The following is a 21,250-nucleotide window of genomic DNA, read 5'->3' on the forward strand; positions in this document are numbered from 1 at the left end:
GTGCCTACAGAGCGCGGCGCAGGGTCAGCCTGTCCGTGCCGGGCGCGAACCGCGCGCGGCGGGCGAAGGCATGCAGGCGGTCCTCGTCGGCGCCACTGTCGAAGGACAGCGACACCAGTCCTGCCTCGCGCATCGCCCGGCAGATCGAGTCGAGCGCCTCGGATCCCATGCCGCGTCGGCGCACGGCGGGTCGCACGTAGATCTCGTCGATGGTGCCGGTCATGCCGCCCCTAGAGATGGACCAGCCGAAGGTGACGGCGATGTAGCCCACCGGCGCGCGGCGCGGGCCGATCAGCCATATCGCGCCCAGTTGCGACCCCGCCAGCAGCGGGGCGACCGCCTCGAGCCGTGCGTCGCCGTCGCTGTCCAAGCCTCGCTCGGCGTGGAAGGCGGCGACCAGCGGAAGGACGCGGTCGGCATCGTCTTCCGAGGCCAGGTGTACCGATTTCATAGCCGGGCCAGCCTTTCGGTGAGCAATTCGAAGAAGCCGTCGGCATCGACGTCGCCGATGAAGGTCGCGTTGGGCGCGCGGTCGGTCACGCCCCACCAATCGGCGACGGTCATGCCAAGCGTCAGCTCGGACTGCGTCTCGATCTCGACGTTGACGTGCCGGCCGGAGAACATGTCGGGCCGCAGCAGCCAGCCGATCACGCAGGGGTCGTGCAGGGGCGCGCCGTCCGACCCGTACTTCTCCTTGTCGAAGCGCTCGAAGAAGTCGGTCATCTCGGCCACCGCGACACCCACTGGCGTGCCGAGCGCACGGAAGGCGTCGTTGCGGGCCGTGGTGACCAGGGCCTTGTGCGTGGCGTCCAGCGGCAGGACGGTGATCGGCGCGCCGCAGGCGAAGACCTCGGCCGCGGCGTGCGGATCGACGTAGATGTTGAACTCGGCTGCCGGGGTGATGTTGCCGACTTCGAAATAGGCCCCGCCCATCAGCACGATCCCGGCGATGCGCGGGGCGATGTCTGGGGCGCGCCGAAGCGCCGTGGCGATGTTGGTCAGCGGGCCGAGCGGGCACAGCGTCACTGTACCCGTGGGCTCGGCGCGCAGCGTGTCGATGATGAAGTCGACGGCGTGCGCGTCCTGCAGCGGCATCACGGGATCGGGCAGCGTCGGTCCGTCCAGACCTGTGCGGCCATGCACGTGTTCGGCCGTGACCAAGGGGCGTTCGAGCGGGGCGTCGCATCCGGCGAAGACCTTCACATCGGAGCGCCCGGCCAGTTCGCACACCACGCGCGCATTCCGGGCCGTCAGGTCCAGCGGCACGTTGCCCGCGACTGCCGTGATGCCCAGCACGTCGATCTCGTCCGGCGAGGCGAGGGCCAGCAGGATGGCGACGGCATCATCCTGCCCGGGATCGGTGTCGATGATGATCTTGCGTGCCGGCATGCCCGTCGCGTTCCCGTACCACTTCCGGCGCGGTGGTCGCACGCGGCTTGCGCCGGTGCAAGCGGCTGGCCCACAGGCGGCGGGAAGCTGCGCGTCAAGCGGTCCGAAGGGGCGCCGCGGTCGGGCGGTGCGGCGAAATCCAACCCGGTGCCTTGTCGCCATATCCGTCGGTGTTAGACTCCGCCACGCGTTTGCCTTAACCGTGGCCGCGACCGCGCTGGTTAGCGCTAACCCGCCTGAGGCAGGGCGGCAAGAGAAGGCATGAACTCATGGTCTCACGCGTCATTCCGGTCGATCCGTTCGATCTGGTGATCTTCGGCGGCACCGGCGATCTCGCGCGACGCAAGATCCTGCCGGGCCTGTTCCGGCGTTTTGTGGCGGGCCAGATGCCGGACGACGCGCAGATCATCGGTGCGGCGCGCGGGGATATGGACGATTCCGAGTATCGCGCGATGACCGAAGATGCGATTCGCGAATTCGGTGGCCGCAAGGTGTCCGACGACGCGGTGGCGCGCTTCCTCGAGCGGGTGCATTTCACCACCGTCGATGCGATGGGCGACGAAGGCTGGGCCAAACTGGCCGAAAAGCTGCCGCCGGGCCGCGTGCGCGCCTTCTACTTTTCGGTCGCGCCGTCGCTTTTCGGCGCGCTGGCCGAACGGCTGCGGCATTTCGGGCTGGCCGACGCCGCCAGCCGGATCGTGGTCGAGAAGCCATTCGGGCACGATCTGCACAGCGCCCGCGCGCTCAACCGCGTGCTCGAAGAGTATTTCGCGGAAGACGAGATCTATCGCATCGATCATTACCTGGGAAAAGAGACGGTCCAGAACCTGATGGCGGTCCGCTTCGGCAACATGCTGTTCGAGCCGCTGTGGAACGCGCAATACGTGGACCACATCCAGATCACCGTGGCCGAGACGGTCGGCGTGGGCGGGCGCGGCAGCTACTATGACAAGTCCGGCGCGATGCGCGACATGGTCCAGAACCACATAATGCAGCTGCTTTGCCTGATCGCGATGGAGCCGCCTGCGCGGTTCGAACCCGACGCGGTTCGCGACGAGAAGCTCAAGGTGATCCGCGCGCTCGACCCGGTGCCGGCGCACCACCTCGTCCGCGGGCAGTACAGCGGCAACGGGACGCACCCGTCCTATTGCGACGATGTCGAGGACCCGCGCTCGCGCACGGAAAGCTTCGTGGCGCTGCGTGCGCACGTGTCGAACTGGCGCTGGGCGGGAACACCTTTCTACATCCGCACCGGCAAGCGGCTGCGCGCCCGCACCTCCGAGATCGCGGTGGTGTTCAAGGACGCGCCGCATTCGATCTTCGGCGCCGATGCGGGACGGCACCGCAACGTGCTCGTGATCCGGCTGCAGCCGAACGAAGGGATGACGCTGGACGTGACCATCAAGGAACCGGGGCCGGGAGGGATGCGTCTCATGGATGCCCCGCTGGACCTGACTTTCGCGGATGCGATGTCGCCCGACGCCGACGAAGTGCCCGATGCCTATGAACGCCTCATCATGGACGTGATCCGGGGCAACCAGACCCTGTTCATGCGTGGCGACGAGGTCGAGGCCGCCTGGGCCTGGACCGATCCGCTGATCGACGAATGGGAGGCGCGCGGCGACGTGCCCCAGCCCTACGACATAGGCGCGGCCGGTCCCGAGGACGCGCTGATGCTGATGCATCGCGACGGACGCAAATGGCGGGAGATTCGGGGATGACCCATGAATTCATAGCGTATTCTGACCGCGAAGCCTTGGTCATCGCCTTGGCCGGCCGGCTGGCCAGCGACCTGCGCGGACAGCTGTCGCGGCAGGATCGCGTCGCGCTGGCGCTTCCGGGCGGGACGTCGCCGGGGCCGGTCTTCGACGACCTGTGCGGCGTCGATCTGGCCTGGGACAGGGTCGACGTGCTGCTGACCGACGAACGCTGGGTGAGCGAGGACAGCCCGCGGTCGAACACGCGCCTGCTGCGCGAGCGGCTGATGGTCGACAAGGCGGCCGCGGCGCACCTGTTGCCGCTGTACCGCGACGACATGGATTGCGACGCCGCCGCCGAGGCGCTGGCGGACCGGATCGAGCCGGTCTTGCCGCTGGGCGTGGTGCTTATGGGCATGGGCACGGACCGGCACACCGCCTCGATCTTCCCGGGAGCCGACCGCTTGGACGAGGCGCTGTCGCCGCGCGCGCCGACGCTGGTACCGATGCGCGCACCCGGCGCCGACGAGCCGCGCGTGACGCTGAGCGCGCAGGTCCTGAACGGGGCGCTGTGCAAGCACGTGCTGATCTTCGGGCGCGACAAGCGCGAGGCGCTGGAAGGTGCTCGCGGACTGAAGTCGACCGATGCCCCGATCAACGCCGTGCTCGACGGCGCGACGGTCCACTGGGCCGAATGACAAACAGAAAGAGCCGGAGACGCTTCGCATGTGGGATGATCTGAAGACGCACGCCGCGAGGGTTCAGGGCCTATCGATCGCGGCTTTGTTCGAGGCCGATCCGCGCCGGGCGGCGGACTTCAGCGTCACGGTCGACGACATGCTGTTCGACTATTCGAAGACATCGATCGACGAGCAGAGCCGCGGCGCGCTCTGTGCGCTGGTGCGGGATGCGGACCTAGCAACGCGGCGCGACAGGATGTTCGAGGGGCACCCGATCAACGAGACCGAAGGCCGTGCCGTTCTGCACACCGCGTTGCGCAATCCCGAAGGCGGACCGGTGCTGGTCGACGGGCAGGACGTCATGCCTGGCGTGCGCGAAGGGCTTGCGCGGATGGAGACGCTCGCGTGGGAGATCCGGGGGTCGGACGTGCGCGACGTGGTCAACATCGGGATTGGCGGCTCGGATCTTGGCCCCGCGATGGCGGTGCGCGCGCTGGCGCCCTACCACAACGGACCGCGCTGCCATTTCGTGTCCAACGTGGACGGGGCCGACATCGCGGACACACTTGCGCTTTGCGATCCGGAAACCACGCTGTTCATCGTGGCGTCGAAGACCTTTACCACGATCGAGACCATGACCAACGCGCGCACCGCGAAGGCGTGGATGAAGAAGACCGGCGTCGATCCGGAAGCGCGCTTGGTCGCTTTGTCGTCCGACCTGGAAAAGGCCAAGGATTTCGGCGTCCCCGAGGATCGCGTGCTGGGCTTTGGCGACTGGGTCGGCGGGCGCTACTCGATGTGGGGGCCGATCGGGCTGAGTCTGATGATCGCCATCGGGCCCGAGAATTTCCGCGCCTTCCTGCGTGGCGGCCGCGCGATGGACCAGCACTTCCGCAGCGCCGAGCCGCAGGCGAACATGCCCGTCATGCTGGCGCTGGTCGGGCTTTGGCACGCGCAGGTCTTGGGATACGCGACGCGCGCCGTTCTGCCCTACGACGACCGGCTGGCGCGGCTGCCAGCCTATCTCCAGCAGCTCGAGATGGAGAGCAACGGCAAATCGGTGGCGATGGACGGCAGCGCGCTGCAAGTGGACTCGGGTCCGATCGTGTGGGGCGAGCCGGGCACCAACGGTCAGCACGCGTTCTTCCAGTTGATCCATCAGGGCACCCGGATCGTGCCATGCGAGTTCATGCTCGCCGCGCGCGGGCACGAGCCTGAGCTACAGCACCACCACGCGCTTCTCGTGGCCAACTGCCTGGCGCAGTCCGAGGCGCTGATGCGCGGCCGCACGCTGGAGCAGGCGCGCGAGAAGGTGGCGGGCAAGTTCAGCGGAGACGAACTGGAGCGCCAGGCGCGGCATCGCGTCTTCCCGGGAAACCGGCCGTCGACCACGCTGATCTACCCGCTTCTGGACCCGGAAACGCTGGGGCGCATCATCGCGCTTTACGAGCACCGTGTCTTTGTCGAGGGCGTGGTGCTGGGAATCAACAGCTTTGACCAGTGGGGGGTTGAGCTGGGCAAGGAACTGGCCACCGCATTGGGCCCGATGGTCACGGGAGAGGCGCCGATCGAGGGCAAGGACGGTTCGACCACGCAATTGCTGAACTATGTCCACCGGAGCGGCCGGATCTGAGATTGGCTGCGATCCGGTGACCCCATCCGGGGAGAGCCAAGAGACGACGCCCGCGATGCGGCCCGTTGGACCCGCGCGCTCGGGTCAGGGAATGTCGAACGCTGGCGGCGCCATCTCGAAGCCCTCGAAGCGGAAAGCCGGCGACACGGTGCAGCCGACCAGCGTCCAGTCGCCGGTCCCTTGCGCGGATTGCCAGTGACCGGCGGGAACCACATGTTGCGGACGCGCCCCGGCGCTCAGATCCGGACCCAGGATGATATCCTGGCGCGGGCCGGCCTCGTCCGCGGCCACAGAAAGGGTCAGCGGCGCGCCGGCATAGAAGTGCCAGATCTCTGCCGCGTCGACACGATGCCAGTGGCTCCGCTCGGATGCTTTGAGCAGGTAATAGATGCAGGTGCCAGCGGGTCGTGCGCCGTCGGGCGTGGCTTCCCATGTTTGGCGATAATGCCCGCCCTCGGTATGCGGCCCGAGTTTCAGGAGCGCGATCACCTCGTCGGCTGTCATGGTTAACGCCTCCTTCCGCCGTACGCTGGTCTAGGCGCCGGTTAACCGCGGCATCGCACGCTCCGGGCTCCGCAGAACCGCTTCGAGCAGGAGGCACCGATGCAATTCACGCAGATCCGGCGCATGGCCGGGGAAATCGTCGCCCGCGAGGGTGGCTATGTCAACGATCCGGACGATCCCGGTGGAGCGACGAATCACGGCGTCACCATCCACACGATGCGGCGCCTTGGTCTCGATCTCGACGGCGATGGCGACGTGGACGCCGCCGATGTCCGGCGCCTGACCCGAGAGCAGGCTGTCGACATCTTCGTCGATCACTATTTCGTCCGTCCGAATATCGCGCAGCTTCCCGAGGTGCTGCACGAGACGGTGTTCGACATGTACGTCAACGCCGGCGCCAACGCCGTCAAGGTCCTGCAGCGCCTGCTGAACCGCATGGGTGAACGCGTGGCCGTGGACGGCGCCATCGGGCCGCAGACCGTCGCCGCCGCAGAGCGCGCGGCCGCGGCCGCACCCGACCACATCGCCGACGCCTACGGTATTGCCCGGCGCAATTACTACTTCGCGATCGCGGACCGTCGCCCGGCCAGCCGAAAATACGCCCGCAGCCGCGCGGGCGACAAGGGCGGCTGGATCAAGCGGGCCGAGGAGTTCATCGCGCCGCGCTACCACATGACAAGCGCGGAGTTCGGCGCGCGGGTGGCATCATGGGGCTGATCGACGGAATCCTGGCGGTGCTGTTCGGCGGCAGCCGAAACGTCGTGAAGGAGACGGCGGAGGTCTTCCGCGTCAACGCCGAAAACGAGGCAGGCCGAGAGCTGAGCCTGCAGGGCCAGGTGCTGGAGCAGTTCGGCAAGGAGTTCCGCCTGGCGGACCGGTCGCGGTTCGACGAGGTGATAGACGCGCTGAACCGTGTCCCCCGGCCGGCGATGGCCCTAGGCACGCTGGCGCTGTTCGTGTCGGCGATGGTCGACCCCGTGTGGTTTGCGGCGCGCATGGCCGGCATCGCGCTGGTGCCCGAGCCGCTGTGGTGGCTGCTGGCGGCCATCGTCAGCTTCTATTTCGGAGCGCGCCATCAGGCCAAGGGCCAGCAGTTCCAGCGCGACCTGGCGCAGACCATCGCGCGGGTCCCGCAGGTGGTGCAGACCGTGCGTGAGGTCGAGGCGTTGCGGGACGTAACGCCGGCCCGGCCAGAGGCCGCGTCGGAACCGGCCGGTCCAGTTGCGTTTTCCACCGCGGACGAGCCCAATGCCGCGTTGCGCGACTGGTTGGCAACGCGCGGCTAGGCACGCTGGTGGGGCCGGTGCCCGCGACAAATGAGCAAGGCCGGGCCAATGATCCCAGACGACCATTGGCCCGGCAACGGCATGCTCCTATAACGGGTGCATGATTACAGAACTCGGCCACTTTGCCCTGATCCTAGCCTTTCTCGTCTCGTTGGTGCAGTTGAGCGTGCCGCTGGTCGGCGCGCACAAGCGATGGCCCGGCTGGATGGCGGCGGCCGAGCCCGCGGCGACGACGCAGCTGTTGCTGGTCGGCTTTTCCTTCGCCGCGCTGACCTGGGCCTTCGTGACCTCGGACTTCTCGCTCCGGCTGGTCTATCTCAACAGCCATTCCGCCAAGCCGCTGATCTACAAGATCAGCGGCGTCTGGGGGAACCACGAGGGCTCGATGCTGCTCTGGGTGCTGATCCTCACGCTGTTCGGCGCGATGGCGGCCTGGTTCGGCGGCAATCTTCCCGCCACGTTGCGAGCCCGCGTGCTGGCGGTGCAGGCGTCGGTCTCGGCAGCGTTCTACGCCTTCATCCTGTTCACCTCGAATCCGTTCGAGCGCATGGCCGTCGCGCCCTTCGATGGGCAGGACCTGAACCCGCTGCTGCAGGACCCCGGTCTCGCTTTTCACCCGCCGTTCCTTTACCTGGGCTATGTCGGGCTGAGCATCTGCTTCAGCTTCGCGGTCGCCGCCCTGATCGAAGGGCGCGTTGACGCTGCGTGGGGCCGATGGGTGCGGCCCTGGACGCTGGCGGCGTGGGTTTTCCTGACGATCGGCATCGCGCTGGGGTCCTGGTGGGCCTATTACGAACTGGGCTGGGGTGGGTTCTGGTTCTGGGATCCGGTCGAGAACGCGTCGTTCATGCCCTGGCTCTTCGCCGCCGCGTTGCTCCATTCCGCCATCGTCGTGGAAAAGCGCGAGGCGCTAAAAAGCTGGACGATCCTGCTGGCGATCCTGGCCTTCGGGTTTTCGCTGATCGGGACGTTCATCGTACGCTCGGGACTGCTGACGTCGGTGCACGCCTTCGCCAACGATCCGGAGCGGGGGATGTTCATCCTCTACATCCTGATCTTCTTCACCGGCGGTGCGCTGACGCTGTTCGCCGCGCGGGCGAACGCGATGCAGGCCAAGGGGGTGTTCAGCGTGGTCAGCAGGGAATCCGCACTGGTGGCCAACAACATCCTGCTGGCGGTGTCGTCCTTCGTGGTCTTCGTTGGCACGATGTGGCCGATGCTCGCCGAGATGTTCTTCGACCGGAAGCTGTCGGTCGGCCCGCCCTTCTTCGACGCGGCCTTCACGCCGTTCATGATCGCTCTCGGTCTGCTGTTGCCGATCGGTTCGACGCTGGCGTGGAAACGCGGCAAGTTGGGGCGGACGACGCGCGCGCTGCTGCCGGCCTTCGGTCTGGCGGTCGCGCTGGCGGGGCTGGTCTGGGCCATGCAGACCGGGCGCAGCCTGATGGGACCTATCGGCGTGTTTCTGGGCGCGTGGATCATCGCCGGGGCCGTGACCGACATCGTCGGCCGGCTGGGCAAGACCCGCGACTGGTCGCGCCTGACGCGCCTGCCGCGCGCCGACTGGGGCAAGACGGTCGCGCATTCGGGGTTGGGCGTGACGATGATCGGCATCGCGGGCCTGCTCGCGTGGGAGCAGGAGGACATCCGCGTCGCTCAGATCGGGCAGCCTTACGACGTGGGCCAATTCGAACTTGAACTGCAGGACGTCACCCAACTGCGCGGTCCGAACTACTTCGCCACCCGCGGCGAGGTCAGCGTGCGCGTCGACGGCGAGGAGGTCGCGCATCTCTATCCGGAAAAGCGCAACTACCCGGTGGCGCAGATGCCGACGACCGAAGCCGCGATCGACTACCGTTTCCTGCGTGACATCTATGTCGTGATCGGAGACGAGCAGGCTGATGGAGGCTGGGTGATCCGGACCTACATCAAGCCGCTCGCCAACTGGATCTGGGCCGGTTGCATCATCATGGCGTTGGGCGGACTGCTGAGCCTCTCGGACCGTCGCTTCCGCGTGGCGGCGGGGGCCCGCAAGACACCCGCGGCGAAAACAGGGGTTCCGGCGGAATGATCGTCCGGATAGCCTTTCTCGCTTGCATGGCGGCTCTGTTGCTGGCGCTGGCGACGATGCCTGCGCCCGGGCATGCGGTGCAGCCCGACGAGGTGCTGGACGACCCGGCGCTGGAAGCCCGTGCGCGGGAGATATCCGCAGGTCTGCGCTGTCTCGTCTGCCAAAACGAGAGTATCGACGAATCCAACGCTTCACTGGCGCGCGACCTGCGGCTGCTGGTGCGCGAACGCCTTGTCGCGGGCGATACGGACGCCGAGGCGGTGGACTACATCGTGGACCGCTACGGCGAATTCGTCCTGCTGCGGCCCACAGCGGGCGGCTGGAACGTGCTGCTTTGGGCCGCAGGGCCGCTGCTGTTCCTCATCGCCTTGGGTACGGGTATCGTCTATGTCCGCGGCCGCTCGAAGGCCGCCGCCCCGACCGAAGCAGCGCTGAGTGACGAAGAGCATGCGCGTCTGCGCCGCATCCTCGACGAGTGACGCCGCGTTTCGCTTTGCCATCCGTGCAGCGGCCATGTTTGATGCCGGCGAACCGACAGGAGGCCCGGCGTGATCTACGACACCATCGACTATACGTTGCAGAACGACATCGCCACGGTGCGGCTGGACCGCGCCGACGTGATGAACGCGCTCAATACGCAGATGCGCGCCGAAATCACAGACGCCATGAAGCGAGGCGGTCGCGATGCGCGCGTGGTGGTGCTGACCGGCACTGGCCGCGCCTTCTGCTCCGGGCAGGATCTGGGCGACCGGGCGAATGCGGCGAACCTGGACATGGAGCGCACGCTGCGCGACGAGTACGTGCCGATGCTGCGCGCGATCTACGATTGCCCCGTGCCGACGATCAGCGCCGTGAACGGTGCGGCGGCGGGCGCGGGCGCGAACCTTGCGCTGGCGGCGGACGTCGTGATCGCAGCGGAAAGCGCGTTTTTCATGCAGGCCTTTACCCGGATCGGCCTGATCCCCGATGCGGGCGGGACCTGGTTCCTGCCGCGCCAGATCGGCATGGCCAAGGCGATGGGGGCGGCACTGTTCGCCGACAGGATCACCGCGAGGCAGGCCAGCGACTGGGGTATGATCTGGGAGTGGGTCGGCGACGAGGAATTCGACGCGCATTGGCGCGCGCGCGCGGCGCAACTGGCAAAGGGACCGACCGCAGCCTACGCGCGGGTCAAGCAGGCGATGCAGGCTTCGTTCGGCAACGATCTGGACGGGCAACTGGCGCTCGAGGCGCAGCTGCAGGGGCAGTGCGGCCAGACCCGCGACTTCAAGGAGGGCGTGGTCGCCTTCATGGAAAAGCGTCCGGCGGTCTACGAAGGGCGCTGAGCGGCGGCGCGGGGCAGGGGCCGTCGGACGACGCTCGCGGCTGCGCCGTATCGCCCCGCCTGCCGTCCCGCAACCTGCATATCAAAAAGGCCCGGGCAGTTGCCCGGGCCTACTTTTCGTTTCATGTGGCAAGCGCGGTCAGCGCTTCTCGATGTCGACGTAATCACGCACCGTTTCGCCCAGGTACAGCTGGCGCGGGCGGCCGATCTTCATCTGCGGGTCGCCCAGCTGCTCCTTCCACTGGCTGATCCAGCCGACCGTGCGCGACAGCGCGAAGATGGGCGTGAACATCGAGGTCGGGAAACCCATCGCCTCGAGGATGACGCCCGAGTAGAAGTCGACGTTCGGGAAAAGCTTCTTCTCGGCGAAGTAGTCATCGGCCAACGCGGCCTTCTCGAGCTCCTTCGCGGTCGCGAGGATCGGGTTGTTCTCGACGCCCAGAAGGTCCAGCACCTCGTCCGCCGACTGCTTCATCACCGTCGCGCGCGGATCGAAATTCTTGTAGACCCGGTGGCCGAAGCCCATCAGGCGGAACGGGTCGTTCTTGTCCTTCGCGCGGGCGATGAACTCGGGGATCCGATCGGGCGTGCCGATCTCCTTCAGCATCTCCAGGCACGCCTGGTTCGCGCCGCCATGCGCGGGACCCCAAAGGCAGGCGATGCCGGCCGCGATGCAGGCGAAGGGGTTCGCGCCCGAGGACGACGCCAGCCGCACCGTCGAGGTCGAGGCGTTCTGCTCGTGGTCCGCGTGCAGGGTGAAGATCCGGTCCATCGCGCGGGCGAGGATCGGGTCGACGTTGTATTCCTCGGCCGGGACGGCAAAGCACATGTGCAGGAAGTTCGCCGCGTAATCGAGGTCGTTGCGCGGATACACGAAAGGCTGTCCGATCGAGTACTTGTAGGCCATCGCCGCGATGGTCGGGACTTTGGCGATCAGGCGGTGGCTGGCGATCTCGCGCTCGCGCGGGCTGCTGATGTCGGTGCTGTCGTGGTAGAATGCGGCCATCGCACCCACGGCACCGACCATGATCGCCATCGGATGCGCATCGCGGCGGAAGCCACGGAAGAAGTTGTGCATCTGCTCGTGGATCATGGTGTGGCGCGTGATCGTGTTCTCGAAATGCTCGAGTTCGGCAGCCGAAGGAAGCGAGCCGTAGAGCAGCAGGTAGCAGACCTCGAGGTAATGCGATTTGGCCGCCAGCTGGTCGATCGGGTAGCCGCGGTGCAGCAGCTCGCCCTTGTCACCGTCGATGAAGGTGATCGTGCTGTCGCAGCTTGCCGTCGAGGTGAAGCCTGGATCGTAGGTGAACACGCCGGCTTGGGCATAGAGCTTGCGGATGTCGATGACGTCCGGGCCGGCACTGGGCGAGTGGACCGGCAGTTCATAGGACTGCCCGTCGATGGTCAGCGTTGCGGTCTTGGAGCTTTCGGCCATGCGGGGCGTCCCTTTTTTTGCGGTGGGGCGGGGCCGCCGGGGCCCGCGCGAGTGAAATATCAACAGACCGTCTGCCGGATCAAGCCTCGGCGCCGGTCGCGGCGCGGGAGAGCCGGGCAAGGCTCTCGTCCCGGCCCAGAACGAGCATCATGTCGAAGACGCTAGGGGTCACCATGCGACCCGCGAGCGCAGCCCTGAGCGGGCCGGCCAGCTTGCCGAATTTCGTCCCCCGATCCTCAGCGAACCGGTTCATCACCGCCTCCAGATCGTCTCGGGTCCAGCTAGCATTTTGCAACTGCGGCGTCAACGCTTCCAGTATACCACGGGATACTGCGTCCAGTGCCTTCGCGGCCTTCTCGTCCGGCTCGACCGGCGACGATTCCAGCACGAAATGGGCCTTTTCCAGCAGTTCCGGGTAAGTTTTCGCACGATCCTTAAGGCAATACATGGCCCGCGACAGACCGTCCTTCTGTGCGTCGGTCAGCGGCAACTGCCCGGTTGCCGCAAGGAAAGCCTCGATTTCATGCAGCAGCGCAGCATCGTCCATGACGGCGATGTGCTGCCCCGAAAGGTTGTCGAGCTTCTTGAAGTCGAAGCGCGCCGGGCTGCGGCCGATCCCGCTCAGGTCGAACCATTCCTGCGCCTGCGCGTCCGAGAAGAACTCGTCGTCGCCATGGCTCCAGCCGAGCCGCGCGAGGTAGTTGCGCATGCCGGGCGAGGGGTAGCCCATCTTCTGGTACTCGTCGACGCCAAGCGCGCCGTGGCGCTTGGACAGCTTCTTGCCGTCGGGGCCGTGGATCAGCGGGATATGCGCCCAGACCGGCACTTCCCAGCCCATTGCCTGGTAGATGCCCATCTGGCGCGCCGCGTTGTTCAGGTGGTCGTCCCCGCGAACCACGTGCGTCACGCCCATGTCGTGATCGTCGACCACCACGGCGAGCATGTAGACCGGCGTCCCGTCCGAACGCAGCAGAACCATGTCGTCGAGCTGATCGTTGCCGATGCGCACGTCGCCCTGCACCTGGTCGCGGATCACCGTCTCGCCCTCGGTCGGCGTCTTCAGCCGGATCACATAGGGCGCGTCGGGATGCGCCGCGGGATCCGCGTCGCGCCACGGGCTGGTGAACAGGGTCGAGCGGCCCTCGGCGCGCGCGGACTCGCGGAATGTCTCTATTTCTTCCTGCGTCGAGAAGCACTTGTAGGCCGCACCGCGTTCTAGGAGTGCCTGCGCCACTTCGGCGTGACGCTCGGCCCGCGATGCTTGGCTGACCACGTCGCCGTCATGCTCCAGCCCAAGCCATGCAAGTCCGTCGAGGATCGCCTGCGTCGCCTGCGGAGTCGAGCGCGTGTGGTCTGTATCCTCGATCCGCAGCAGGAAGCGCCCGCCGCGGCCACGGGCGAACAGCCAGTTGAACAGGGCCGTGCGCGCGCCGCCGATATGCAGATAGCCGGTGGGCGAGGGGGCGAAGCGCGTGACGACCGGACCTGAGGACATGGTTAACCCTATGGAAAGAAGATTTGTGGCATATGTTGCCGGTTCCTTTACCACGCGAGGGCGCAGGGGCAAGCAATGGCACGTCCGTCAGGCCTGTTCGCCGCCGCCATTGCGGCGCAGCGCGGCCACCTGTTCCCGTGGGTGCCGGTGTGCCTCGCCTGCGGGATCGGCCTGTACTTCGCGCTGGTGATCGAGCCGGGCCAGGCCATGCTCTGGATGATGCTTGGCCTGGGGCTGTGCGCCCTGATCTTCGGCGCTCTGGCGCGCAGCCCGACGCCCGATGGCGTGCGTGCGCCGGTGATCGCGGCGGGGCTGGTGGCGCTTGGCTTCGGCTTGGCCGGGGCGCGCAGTCACAACGTGGCTGGGCCGCTCGTCGACTTCCGGTATTACGGCCCGGTGGAAGGCCGCGTGGTCGACATCGACCGCTCGGCTTCGGACGCGGTGCGCCTGACACTGGACCGCGTGGTCCTGGCGCCGATGGCGCCGGACGAAACGCCGACGCGGGTGCGGGTTTCCCTTCACGGGGACCAGGGATTTGCCGCGGCGGCGCCCGGCGCGACAGTGATCCTGACCGGTCACCTGGGCCCGCCCGGTGGCGCGGTGGAACCCGGAGGTTTCGATTTCCGCCGGCACGGCTGGTTCCTGCAGCTCGGCGCGGTGGGCTACACGCGCACGCCGGTGCTGCTTCTGGCGCCGCCCGCTGAAGGGCAGCGCATCTTCAAGGCGAGGATGTGGCTGTCCGAACGCATGCGCGCCGTTCTGCCCGGAGAGACCGGCGCCTTTGCCGCAGCAGTCACCACGGGCGATCGCAGCGCGATGGGGCAGGCGACGCTGCAGGATCTGCGCGACACAAATCTCGCGCATCTTCTGGCCATCTCGGGACTTCACATGGGGCTGCTGGCCGGCTTCGTCTTCGGAGTCTTGCGCCTCGGTCTCGTCGCGCTGCCTTGGACGCGTCACCGTGCGCCGATCAAACGCATCGCCGCGCTGGGCGCGTTGGCGGCCGCGACCGGATACCTTGCATTGTCGGGCGGCAACGTTGCCACGGAACGAGCTTATGTCATGGCTGCGGTCGCCCTGCTCGCAGTCGTCTGCGATCGCCGGGCGCTGAGCCTGCGCAGCGTGGCGCTCGCCGCCTTGATCGTCCTGATCCTGCGCCCCGAGGCGCTGACGGGACCGGGCTTCCAGATGTCTTTCGCTGCCACGACCGCGCTGGTGGCGACGTTCGAGCAGGTCAGCCGCTTCAACACTAGGAGAGAGCGCCCCTTGCCACGGTGGATGGCGCCGGTGCTGTCGCTGCTCGTTTCTTCGGCGGTGGCCGGGTTGGCGACGGCACCGATCGGCATGGCGCATTTCAACACGATTGCGCAGTTTGGCCTGATCGCCAACCTCGTCAGCGTGCCGGTAATGGGCCTTGTGGTGGTGCCGGCGGCGGTCGCCTCGGCGCTGCTGATGCCGCTCGGCCTAGACTGGATGGCGCTGTACGTCATGGGGATGGGCCTGGACTGGATCCTGTGGGTCGCACGCAGCATCGCATCGTGGGACGCCGCCGTCCGGCCAGTCGTGACGCCGGGATTCTGGGTGCTGCCGCTGATCGCGCTGGGCGGCCTCATGCTGTGCCTATTGCGGGGAACCGCCCGGCTGAGCGGCGCGCTGCCACTGATGCTGGCCGCCGGGCTGTGGAGTTCCGCCGATCGACCGCACGTGCTGATCGCCGACGATGGCGGGCTCGTGGGAATCCTGGGGCCGAATGGACGGGCGCTGTCGCGCGGCAGCGGAGGCGGATTCGTCGCCGATGTCTGGCTGGAAAACGACGGCGACTTGGCCGGGCAGGAGGCGTCGGCGCTTCGTTGGAGCGGGCCGATCGAGGGCCGAATCGCGCGCCAGGCTTTGGGATCGGTGGAATTCGTGCATCTGCAGGGCAAGCGCGCGGTCGAAGCGTTCGGGCGCTGCGCGCCCGGTCAGATTGTTGTGCAAAGCGACGGGGACCCGGTGCCGGGGGATTGCCAGCTGTTTCATCCTGAAACGCTGAAGCAGACAGGTTCGGTTGCAGTCTGGCTGGCAGAGGACGGAATTCGCGTGGTCACCGACCGCCAGCGCACCGGCCTGCGCTTGTGGCACGGGGCAAGGCCCGACGACGCGACAGGGCTGGTCGCCTGGCTCAGTACGTCCGAATCAAGCCCACCAGCCGACCCTGAACGCTGACCGATCCGGCTGGCAGCACACGCGGCTCGTAAGCGGGATTGGCGGCCTCAAGGATCACCACGTCGCCCGAATGGCGGATGCGCTTCAGCGTGGCTTCATAGCCGTCGACCTGCGCGACAACGATCTCGCCGTCATCGGCATGCGCGGTTTCCCGGATGATCACCACGTCGCCGTCGTTGATGCCCGCGTCGATCATCGAATCACCGCGCACCTCCAGCGCGTAGTGCCGCGCGCGGGTCGAGATCATGTGCCCCGGCACGCCGATGCCAGCGGGCGCGTCGTCGATCGCCTCGATGGGGCGGCCGGCGGCGATGCGGCCCAGAAGCGGCAGTTCTTGAACGCCCGCGGTCGCGGCAGCTTCAGGTTCGCCCTTCGACACGCCGCCGTCGATCACACGGGGGGAATAGCCGGCAGGCGCGCCGCCGAGGCTTTCGGGAAGCTTGACGATTTCGATGGCGCGGGCACGGTGCGCCAGCCGCCGGATGAAGCCGCGTTCTTCCAGCGCCGTGATCAGGCGGTGAATGCCGGATTTGGAGCGCAGGTCCAGCGCATCCTTCATCTCGTCGAAACTAGGGGGGACGCCATCGCGCGCGACGCGCCGGTTGATGAAATCCAGCAGGTCGAGCTGCTTCCTGGTCAACATCTGTGCCCCTCCGGCAGTTTTATTTTGTTCTACCGATGTTCTCGGTTTGTGTCAACACACCCATGACCGGTCAAAGCGGAATGTAATCAACGAGGTCGCCGGCCTTGCGGACAGGATCGAGCACGGGGCGCACGACAAGCGCGTCGGCCGCGCCCAGCACGTGGAGCAGGCTGGAATCCTGGCGCTCGAAGACGTGCAACCCGTCGGGCGCATGTCGCGCGCGCATGTAATGCTCGCGCGGGCCGTTGGCGGCCAGATCGTGCGCCAGCTCTCCGGATAGACGTGGAACGGCTTGCGCCGGCAGGCCCTGCATGGCGCGCACGACCGGGCCCACGAAGACATGGCCGCAGACCATGGCCGACACCGGGTTGCCGGGCAGCCCGATCATCACGGCGCTGCCCAGCCTGCCGCTCATGAGGGGTTTGCCCGGTCGCATGGCGACCATGTGAAACGCGCGCTCCATGCCCAGTTCCGCCGCCACGGGCGCCACCAAGTCGTGGTCGCCCTTCGACGCGCCACCGACGGTGATCACCAGGTCGGCGTCGTCGATCATGCCCAGCACGGTCTTCAGCGACACGACCGTGTCACGCGCGATCGGTAGCATGCGCGGCTCCGCCCCGAGATCGCGCAGCAGGGCGTGCAGCCCGAATGTGTTGGAGGCGACGATCTGGTCGGGGCCGGGCGTCTCGCCTGGCATGACGAGTTCGTCCCCGGTGGCGACCAGCGCCACGCGCGGGCGCCGCGAGACCGGCACACGGGCGACGTTCATGGCGGCAAGCTGCGCGATGTCGGAACTGCTCAGCACGCGGGGGAAGGGCATTCCGCTGCCTGCGCGGAAATCGTTGCCGGCCGCGCGGATATTGTCGCCGGGATCCATCCTGTCGCCCGGCGTGATCCGGTCGCCCTGGCGCGTGACGTCCTCTTGCAGGATGACGCGTGTCGCGCCGGTCGGAATCGGAGCGCCGGTGAAGATGCGCACCGCCTGACCCTCTCCGACGTGGTCGGCAAAACCCCTGCCGGCAGCGCTTTCGCCGATGACGGTCAGCGGCACGCCCGGTTTGGCGTCGACCACCGCGTAGCCGTCCATTGCCGATGCGGCGAAGGGCGGCTGGTCACGCGTGGCGGCGACGGGGCCGGCCAGTACACGGCCATGCGCCTCAAGCAGGGGCACCGTCTCGATCCGGTGCGCGGGAAGCAGCGCGAACAGCGCGTCCAGCGCCTCCGAGACCGAGATCATTCCGCGCCGCCGGTCCCGGCCTCGTACCGGCCCGACTTGCCGCCATCCTTCAGAATGACGCGAATGCCTTCGATCTGCATGTCCTTGTCGACCGCCTTGACCATGTCGTAGACCGTCAGCGCCGCGATGGACACGGCCGTCAGGGCCTCCATCTCGACCCCGGTCTGGCCGGTCGTCTTGACGGTCGCGACGATGCGGACGCCCGGCAGCTCTGGATCGGCCTGCAGTTCGAGGCCTACCTTGCTGAGCGGCAGCGGGTGGCACAGAGGGATCAGCTCGGCGGTTTTCTTGCACCCCATGATGCCAGCCAGCCGCGCCACGCCGATCACGTCACCCTTCTTGGCGGTCCCTTCGGTGATCAGATTCAAGGTGTCGAGCCGCATGACGATCCGGCCCTCGGCGCGCGCGATCCGGGCGGTGATGTCCTTGTCGGACACGTCGACCATGTGCGCGGCACCGGTTTCGTCGAAATGTGTCAATCCGCTCATGCCGGCACCGGATTGTGCAGCAGCCTGCGGGTCGCCTGTTCGACGTCGGCCTGGCGCATCAGGCTTTCGCCGATCAGGAACGCGCGGGCGCCGTGGCGCGCCATGTCCGCCAGGTCTTCCGGCGTGCGCAGGCCGGATTCTGACACCAGGAGGCGATCGTCGGTCACGCCCTTGGCCAAGTCCCTCGTGACATCAAGAGTTGTCTCGAAGGTGTTGAGATCACGGTTGTTTATCCCGATCAGGGGCGAGCGGAGGCGTAGCGCCCGATCAAGTTCCGCCCGGTCGTGGACCTCGATTAGCGCATCCATGCCCCAGTCCTGCGCACAGGACTCGAGTTCGGCCGCCTGGCCGTCCGATACACTGGCCATGATGATAAGGATACAATCGGCTCCGAGCGCGCGCGCCTCCGGCACCTGGTAGGGGTCGTACATGAAATCTTTGCGCAGCGCGGGCAACGAGGTGGCGTCGCGGGCGGCGCGCAGGAATGCCTTGTCGCCCTGGAAGGATGGGCCATCGGTGAGCACGGAGAGGCATGCGGCGCCGCCGGTCTCGTACGCGCGGGCGAGGGTGGTAGGGTCGAAATCGGCACGGATCAGCCCCTTGGACGGCGACGCCTTCTTGATCTCGGCGATCAGACCGTAGCCCGTGCGGGTTGCCTCGCGCAGCGCCTGGGCAAAGCCGCGAACCGGCCCTGTCCGCTTCGCCTCGGCCTCGACCTCGGCCAGCGGGCGCTCGGCTTTCGCGGCGGCGATTTCGTCCAGCTTGTAGGCCTTGATCTTCTCGAGGATGGTCGCTGTCATTGCCCCGTCCAGTCGATTGGCGTCTCTCCTCTGGCTTTAAGCCAGTCATTGACGCGGGAAAAGGGGCGAGACCCGAAAAACCCCCGACGCGCCGAGAGCGGTGAGGGGTGCGCGCTTTGCAGGATGAGGTGGTCTTGGCCGGAGATGTGGCGGCCGTGGGCCTGCGCGGGCCGGCCCCACAGCACGAAGGCGCGCGGCCGGTCCGACAATGTTCGCAGGATTTCGGCCGTCAGCGGCTCCCAGCCCAGCCGCGCGTGTCCTCCTGCCATGCCCGCCGGGACCGTCAACGCGGTGTTCAGCAGCAGCACGCCCTGGTCGGCCCAGTGCCGCAGGTCCCCATTTCGCGGCCGCGAGCCAAGATCGTTCTCCATTTCCGTGAACACGTTGACGAGCGAGCGGGGCGGAGCCACGCTGGGCTCGACTGAGAAGGCGTGCCCGTGGGCGTGGCCCGGCGTGGGGTAGGGATCTTGCCCAAGGATCACGACCCGAACGCTATCCGGCGCATTGCGCGCCAGCGCATCGAAGACCTGGTGCGCGGGCGGGAGGACGGGGCGGGTCTCGGCCTTCAGCAGGCGGCACACTTTGTACCAATCCCGCTCGAAGAAGGACAGGTGCCGCCATGCGTCGGGCGGTATGGGGCCGGCCTCAGCCGGATCGTCCGATGGTCCGGCCATCAGGAGGTGCGCGTCGCCTGCGCCAGCGCCTCGACCTTGGCCTTCGCCGCGCCGCTGTCGATGCTTTCCCGGGCCAGCGCCACGCCGTGGGCCAGAACGTCGACCTTGTCCGCGACCACCAGGGCAGCGGCCGCGTTCAGAAGAACCGCGTCGCGGTAGGCCGAGTCCTCGCCTTCGAGCAAGGCGCGGAAGGCGGCGGCGTTCTGTTCCGGGGTGCCCCCCAGGATCGCCTCGAACGGGTGGACGGGCAGGCCGGCATCCTCGGGGTGGATCTCGGCCTCGCGGATCACGCCGTCTTCCTCGAGCGCGGCGACCCAGCTTGTGCCGGTGATCGTCAGTTCGTCGGTGCCGTCCGAGCCGTGCACCAGCCAGGCGCGCTCGGACCCCAGCGCCAGCAGAACCTCGGCCATCGGACGGATCAGGTCGCGGCTGAAGGCACCGGTCAACTGGCGCTTGACGCCCGCCGGGTTGGTCAATGGCCCCAGGATGTTGAAGATCGTCCGAGTGCCAAGCTCGCTCCGGACGGGCCCGACATGGGCCATCGCCGGGTGGTGCATCGGCGCCATCATGAAGGCGATGCCGCAGGCGGCCAGCGCCCTTTCGACCTGCGCAGCACCGATCATCACGTCTAGGCCCATCTGCGCCAAGGCGTCGGCCGCGCCCGATCTGGACGACAGGTTGCGGTTGCCGTGCTTGGCGACCGGCACGCCCGCGCCCGCCACGACGAAGGCCGTCGCGGTCGAGATGTTGAGCGTGCCCTTGCCGTCGCCGCCGGTGCCGACGATGTCAATTGCCCCGATCGGGCCGCGCACGCGGTTGCACTTGGCGCGCATCACGGCCGCGGCGGCGGCGTATTCGTCGACCGTTTCGCCGCGCGTGCGCAAGGCCATCAGCAGGCCGCCGATCTGAGCGGGTGTCGCGCGCCCCTCGAAAAGGACGGTGAAGGCGGTTTCGGCCTCGGTGCGGGTCAGCGGGCGATCGGCGGCAAGCCCGATCAGCGGCCTCAAGTCGTCGCTCATGCCGCGGCGTCTGTCAGCAGGCCGGCGAGCGACAGGAAATTGCCGACCAGCCTTCGGCCATGGTCGGTCGCGATCGACTCGGGGTGGAATTGTACCCCGTGTATCGGCAGATCGCGGTGCTGCAGCCCCATGATCGTGCCATCTTCGAGCGTTGCGGTCACGTCGAGACAAGCGGGCAGGTCGTCGCGTCGCACCACCAGGCTGTGATAGCGCGTGGCCGAAAACGGCGAAGGCAGGCCGGCGAACACGCCCGTGCCGTCGTGGTGAATAGCGCCCGCCTTGCCATGCACGATCTCGTCGTGGCGCACCACCGTTCCACCGAACGCCTGCCCGATCGTCTGGTGCCCAAGGCACACGCCCATGAGGGGTGTGCCCGTTTCGGCCGCGGCACGGACCAGATCCAGGCATATCCCGGCGCGGTCAGGGTCGCAGGGGCCGGGGCTGAGCACGATGCCCGCCGGGCGCATCGCCATGGCATCGTCGACCGAGATCGCGTCGTTGCGGCGCACGACGACCTCGGTACCTGCCGATCCGATCAGGTGCACCAGATTGTACGTGAAGCTGTCGTAGTTATCGATCAGAAGAAGCATGCAAAAACCGCTGTCTCAGGGCTGGCGGTGGTTCGTTCCGCCGAGGTATACATGCGCAGGCGGGCGCAGACACGTCAAGG

Annotated in this window: 21 protein-coding genes; 9 read left to right on the plus strand and 12 right to left on the minus strand. The window is 67.5% G+C overall.

The genetic code is table 11. The features are described 5' to 3' along the window. Positions 1 to 4 precede the first annotated feature (4 nt). Together BLW27_RS03290 and BLW27_RS03295 are read right to left on the minus strand one after the other, a co-directional pair. Complete coding sequence (locus BLW27_RS03290; RefSeq protein WP_089879192.1) at positions 5 to 451, minus strand: GNAT family N-acetyltransferase; 447 nt, start codon at positions 449 to 451, stop codon at positions 5 to 7. Further along, positions 448 to 1,389, minus strand: coding sequence for a nucleoside hydrolase (locus tag BLW27_RS03295; RefSeq protein ID WP_089879195.1), 942 nt, complete (start codon positions 1,387 to 1,389; stop codon positions 448 to 450). Before BLW27_RS03295 ends, BLW27_RS03290 begins: the two co-directional genes overlap by 4 nt. A gap of 269 nt (positions 1,390 to 1,658) precedes the next feature. Between BLW27_RS03295 and zwf the strand changes: the two genes are divergently transcribed. Genes zwf through pgi form a run of 3 tightly spaced genes read left to right on the plus strand, consistent with a single transcriptional unit; the run spans position 1,659 to position 5,399 of the window. Continuing rightward, entirely contained in the window at positions 1,659 to 3,110 is a 1,452-nt protein-coding gene (gene zwf, locus BLW27_RS03300; RefSeq protein WP_089879198.1) for a glucose-6-phosphate dehydrogenase, read from the plus strand. Beyond that, on the plus strand, positions 3,107 to 3,784 hold the full coding sequence (gene pgl, locus BLW27_RS03305; RefSeq protein WP_089879729.1) for a 6-phosphogluconolactonase: 678 nt from the start codon (positions 3,107 to 3,109) through the stop codon (positions 3,782 to 3,784). The genes zwf and pgl overlap by 4 nt, the downstream gene beginning before the upstream one ends. Further along, positions 3,732 to 5,399: a glucose-6-phosphate isomerase gene (pgi, locus tag BLW27_RS03310; RefSeq protein ID WP_089879200.1), complete on the plus strand. Its 1,668-nt coding sequence runs from the start codon at positions 3,732 to 3,734 to the stop codon at positions 5,397 to 5,399. The genes pgl and pgi overlap by 53 nt, the downstream gene beginning before the upstream one ends. An 84-nt stretch (positions 5,400 to 5,483) precedes the next feature. Here pgi and BLW27_RS03315 read toward each other — a convergent pair whose 3' ends face one another. Next, a complete protein-coding gene (locus BLW27_RS03315) occupies positions 5,484 to 5,903 on the minus strand; it encodes a cupin domain-containing protein (protein ID WP_089879203.1) in 420 nt (139 codons plus the stop codon). A 99-nt stretch (positions 5,904 to 6,002) separates the two neighbouring features. Here BLW27_RS03315 and BLW27_RS03320 point away from each other — a divergent pair, with 99 nt between their 5' ends. The 5 genes from BLW27_RS03320 (at position 6,003) to BLW27_RS03340 (ending at position 10,585) form a co-directional block, all read left to right on the plus strand. Then, entirely contained in the window at positions 6,003 to 6,620 is a 618-nt protein-coding gene (locus BLW27_RS03320) for a holin-associated N-acetylmuramidase (RefSeq protein WP_245710757.1), read from the plus strand. Then, positions 6,611 to 7,189: a holin family protein gene (locus BLW27_RS03325; protein ID WP_089879205.1), complete on the plus strand. Its 579-nt coding sequence runs from the start codon at positions 6,611 to 6,613 to the stop codon at positions 7,187 to 7,189. The genes BLW27_RS03320 and BLW27_RS03325 overlap by 10 nt, the downstream gene beginning before the upstream one ends. Before the next feature lie 100 nt (positions 7,190 to 7,289). Beyond that, the gene (locus BLW27_RS03330; RefSeq protein ID WP_089879208.1) at positions 7,290 to 9,260 is read left to right on the plus strand and encodes a heme lyase CcmF/NrfE family subunit; all 1,971 of its coding nucleotides are present in this window, start codon (positions 7,290 to 7,292) and stop codon (positions 9,258 to 9,260) included. 26 nt (positions 9,261 to 9,286) lie between these two features. After that, positions 9,287 to 9,739, plus strand: coding sequence for a cytochrome c-type biogenesis protein (locus BLW27_RS03335; RefSeq protein WP_089879211.1), 453 nt, complete (start codon positions 9,287 to 9,289; stop codon positions 9,737 to 9,739). A gap of 69 nt (positions 9,740 to 9,808) precedes the next feature. Then, positions 9,809 to 10,585, plus strand: a complete 777-nt coding sequence (locus tag BLW27_RS03340) for an enoyl-CoA hydratase-related protein (protein WP_089879214.1) — start codon at positions 9,809 to 9,811, stop codon at positions 10,583 to 10,585. 138 nt (positions 10,586 to 10,723) lie between these two features. Here the strand turns inward: BLW27_RS03340 and gltA are convergent, their stop codons facing one another. After that, positions 10,724 to 12,019: a citrate synthase gene (gene gltA, locus BLW27_RS03345; protein WP_089879217.1), complete on the minus strand. Its 1,296-nt coding sequence runs from the start codon at positions 12,017 to 12,019 to the stop codon at positions 10,724 to 10,726. 79 nt (positions 12,020 to 12,098) lie between these two features. Next, positions 12,099 to 13,514, minus strand: a complete 1,416-nt coding sequence (gene gltX / locus BLW27_RS03350; protein ID WP_089879219.1) for a glutamate--tRNA ligase — start codon at positions 13,512 to 13,514, stop codon at positions 12,099 to 12,101. A 75-nt stretch (positions 13,515 to 13,589) separates the two neighbouring features. Between gltX and BLW27_RS03355 the strand changes: the two genes are divergently transcribed. Further along, positions 13,590 to 15,719 (plus strand): ComEC/Rec2 family competence protein, encoded by a 2,130-nt coding sequence (locus BLW27_RS03355; RefSeq protein WP_089879222.1) that lies wholly within the window; start codon positions 13,590 to 13,592, stop codon positions 15,717 to 15,719. Here the strand turns inward: BLW27_RS03355 and lexA are convergent. The 7 genes from lexA to BLW27_RS03390 form a co-directional block, all read right to left on the minus strand. Further along, positions 15,676 to 16,362 (minus strand): transcriptional repressor LexA, encoded by a 687-nt coding sequence (gene lexA, locus BLW27_RS03360; RefSeq protein WP_089879225.1) that lies wholly within the window; start codon positions 16,360 to 16,362, stop codon positions 15,676 to 15,678. The two genes, BLW27_RS03355 and lexA, sit on opposite strands and share 44 nt — an antisense overlap. A 70-nt stretch (positions 16,363 to 16,432) precedes the next feature. Continuing rightward, positions 16,433 to 17,599, minus strand: a complete 1,167-nt coding sequence (locus BLW27_RS03365) for a molybdopterin molybdotransferase MoeA (RefSeq protein ID WP_089879228.1) — start codon at positions 17,597 to 17,599, stop codon at positions 16,433 to 16,435. After that, positions 17,596 to 18,087, minus strand: coding sequence for a cyclic pyranopterin monophosphate synthase MoaC (moaC, locus tag BLW27_RS03370; protein ID WP_089879231.1), 492 nt, complete (start codon positions 18,085 to 18,087; stop codon positions 17,596 to 17,598). The genes BLW27_RS03365 and moaC overlap by 4 nt, the downstream gene beginning before the upstream one ends. Continuing rightward, positions 18,084 to 18,887, minus strand: coding sequence for an indole-3-glycerol phosphate synthase TrpC (gene trpC / locus BLW27_RS03375; protein WP_089879233.1), 804 nt, complete (start codon positions 18,885 to 18,887; stop codon positions 18,084 to 18,086). The genes moaC and trpC overlap by 4 nt, the downstream gene beginning before the upstream one ends. Next, positions 18,884 to 19,561: a uracil-DNA glycosylase gene (locus tag BLW27_RS03380; protein ID WP_089879236.1), complete on the minus strand. Its 678-nt coding sequence runs from the start codon at positions 19,559 to 19,561 to the stop codon at positions 18,884 to 18,886. The genes trpC and BLW27_RS03380 overlap by 4 nt, the downstream gene beginning before the upstream one ends. After that, the gene (trpD, locus tag BLW27_RS03385) at positions 19,561 to 20,580 is read right to left on the minus strand and encodes an anthranilate phosphoribosyltransferase (RefSeq protein ID WP_089879239.1); all 1,020 of its coding nucleotides are present in this window, start codon (positions 20,578 to 20,580) and stop codon (positions 19,561 to 19,563) included. The genes BLW27_RS03380 and trpD overlap by 1 nt, the downstream gene beginning before the upstream one ends. Beyond that, entirely contained in the window at positions 20,577 to 21,170 is a 594-nt protein-coding gene (locus BLW27_RS03390; RefSeq protein WP_089879242.1) for an anthranilate synthase component II, read from the minus strand. Before BLW27_RS03390 ends, trpD begins: the two co-directional genes overlap by 4 nt. Positions 21,171 to 21,250 lie beyond the last annotated feature (80 nt).

The organism is Citreimonas salinaria (assembly GCF_900107235.1).
Classification (GTDB): domain Bacteria; phylum Pseudomonadota; class Alphaproteobacteria; order Rhodobacterales; family Rhodobacteraceae; genus Citreimonas; species Citreimonas salinaria.

Excerpts from the sequence above, each read along its gene's own strand:
- BLW27_RS03320 (WP_245710757.1), top strand. The coding sequence starts at position 6,003 with ATGCAATTCACGCAGATCCGGCGCATGGCCGGGGAAATCGTCGCCCGC.
- BLW27_RS03365 (WP_089879228.1), bottom strand. The coding sequence starts at position 17,599 with ATGATCTCGGTCTCGGAGGCGCTGGACGCGCTGTTCGCGCTGCTTCCC.
- BLW27_RS03380 (WP_089879236.1), bottom strand. The coding sequence starts at position 19,561 with ATGGCCGGACCATCGGACGATCCGGCTGAGGCCGGCCCCATACCGCCC.
- moaC (WP_089879231.1), bottom strand. The coding sequence starts at position 18,087 with ATGAGCGGATTGACACATTTCGACGAAACCGGTGCCGCGCACATGGTC.
- BLW27_RS03330 (WP_089879208.1), top strand. The coding sequence starts at position 7,290 with ATGATTACAGAACTCGGCCACTTTGCCCTGATCCTAGCCTTTCTCGTC.
- BLW27_RS03355 (WP_089879222.1), top strand. The coding sequence starts at position 13,590 with ATGGCACGTCCGTCAGGCCTGTTCGCCGCCGCCATTGCGGCGCAGCGC.
- BLW27_RS03290 (WP_089879192.1), bottom strand. The coding sequence starts at position 451 with ATGAAATCGGTACACCTGGCCTCGGAAGACGATGCCGACCGCGTCCTT.
- BLW27_RS03315 (WP_089879203.1), bottom strand. The coding sequence starts at position 5,903 with ATGACAGCCGACGAGGTGATCGCGCTCCTGAAACTCGGGCCGCATACC.
- trpC (WP_089879233.1), bottom strand. The coding sequence starts at position 18,887 with ATGACAGCGACCATCCTCGAGAAGATCAAGGCCTACAAGCTGGACGAA.
- BLW27_RS03295 (WP_089879195.1), bottom strand. The coding sequence starts at position 1,389 with ATGCCGGCACGCAAGATCATCATCGACACCGATCCCGGGCAGGATGAT.
- pgi (WP_089879200.1), top strand. The coding sequence starts at position 3,732 with ATGCCCCGATCAACGCCGTGCTCGACGGCGCGACGGTCCACTGGGCCG.
- trpD (WP_089879239.1), bottom strand. The coding sequence starts at position 20,580 with ATGAGCGACGACTTGAGGCCGCTGATCGGGCTTGCCGCCGATCGCCCG.
- BLW27_RS03335 (WP_089879211.1), top strand. The coding sequence starts at position 9,287 with ATGGCGGCTCTGTTGCTGGCGCTGGCGACGATGCCTGCGCCCGGGCAT.
- BLW27_RS03390 (WP_089879242.1), bottom strand. The coding sequence starts at position 21,170 with ATGCTTCTTCTGATCGATAACTACGACAGCTTCACGTACAATCTGGTG.
- pgl (WP_089879729.1), top strand. The coding sequence starts at position 3,107 with ATGACCCATGAATTCATAGCGTATTCTGACCGCGAAGCCTTGGTCATC.
- lexA (WP_089879225.1), bottom strand. The coding sequence starts at position 16,362 with ATGTTGACCAGGAAGCAGCTCGACCTGCTGGATTTCATCAACCGGCGC.
- BLW27_RS03325 (WP_089879205.1), top strand. The coding sequence starts at position 6,611 with ATGGGGCTGATCGACGGAATCCTGGCGGTGCTGTTCGGCGGCAGCCGA.
- gltA (WP_089879217.1), bottom strand. The coding sequence starts at position 12,019 with ATGGCCGAAAGCTCCAAGACCGCAACGCTGACCATCGACGGGCAGTCC.
- gltX (WP_089879219.1), bottom strand. The coding sequence starts at position 13,514 with ATGTCCTCAGGTCCGGTCGTCACGCGCTTCGCCCCCTCGCCCACCGGC.
- zwf (WP_089879198.1), top strand. The coding sequence starts at position 1,659 with ATGGTCTCACGCGTCATTCCGGTCGATCCGTTCGATCTGGTGATCTTC.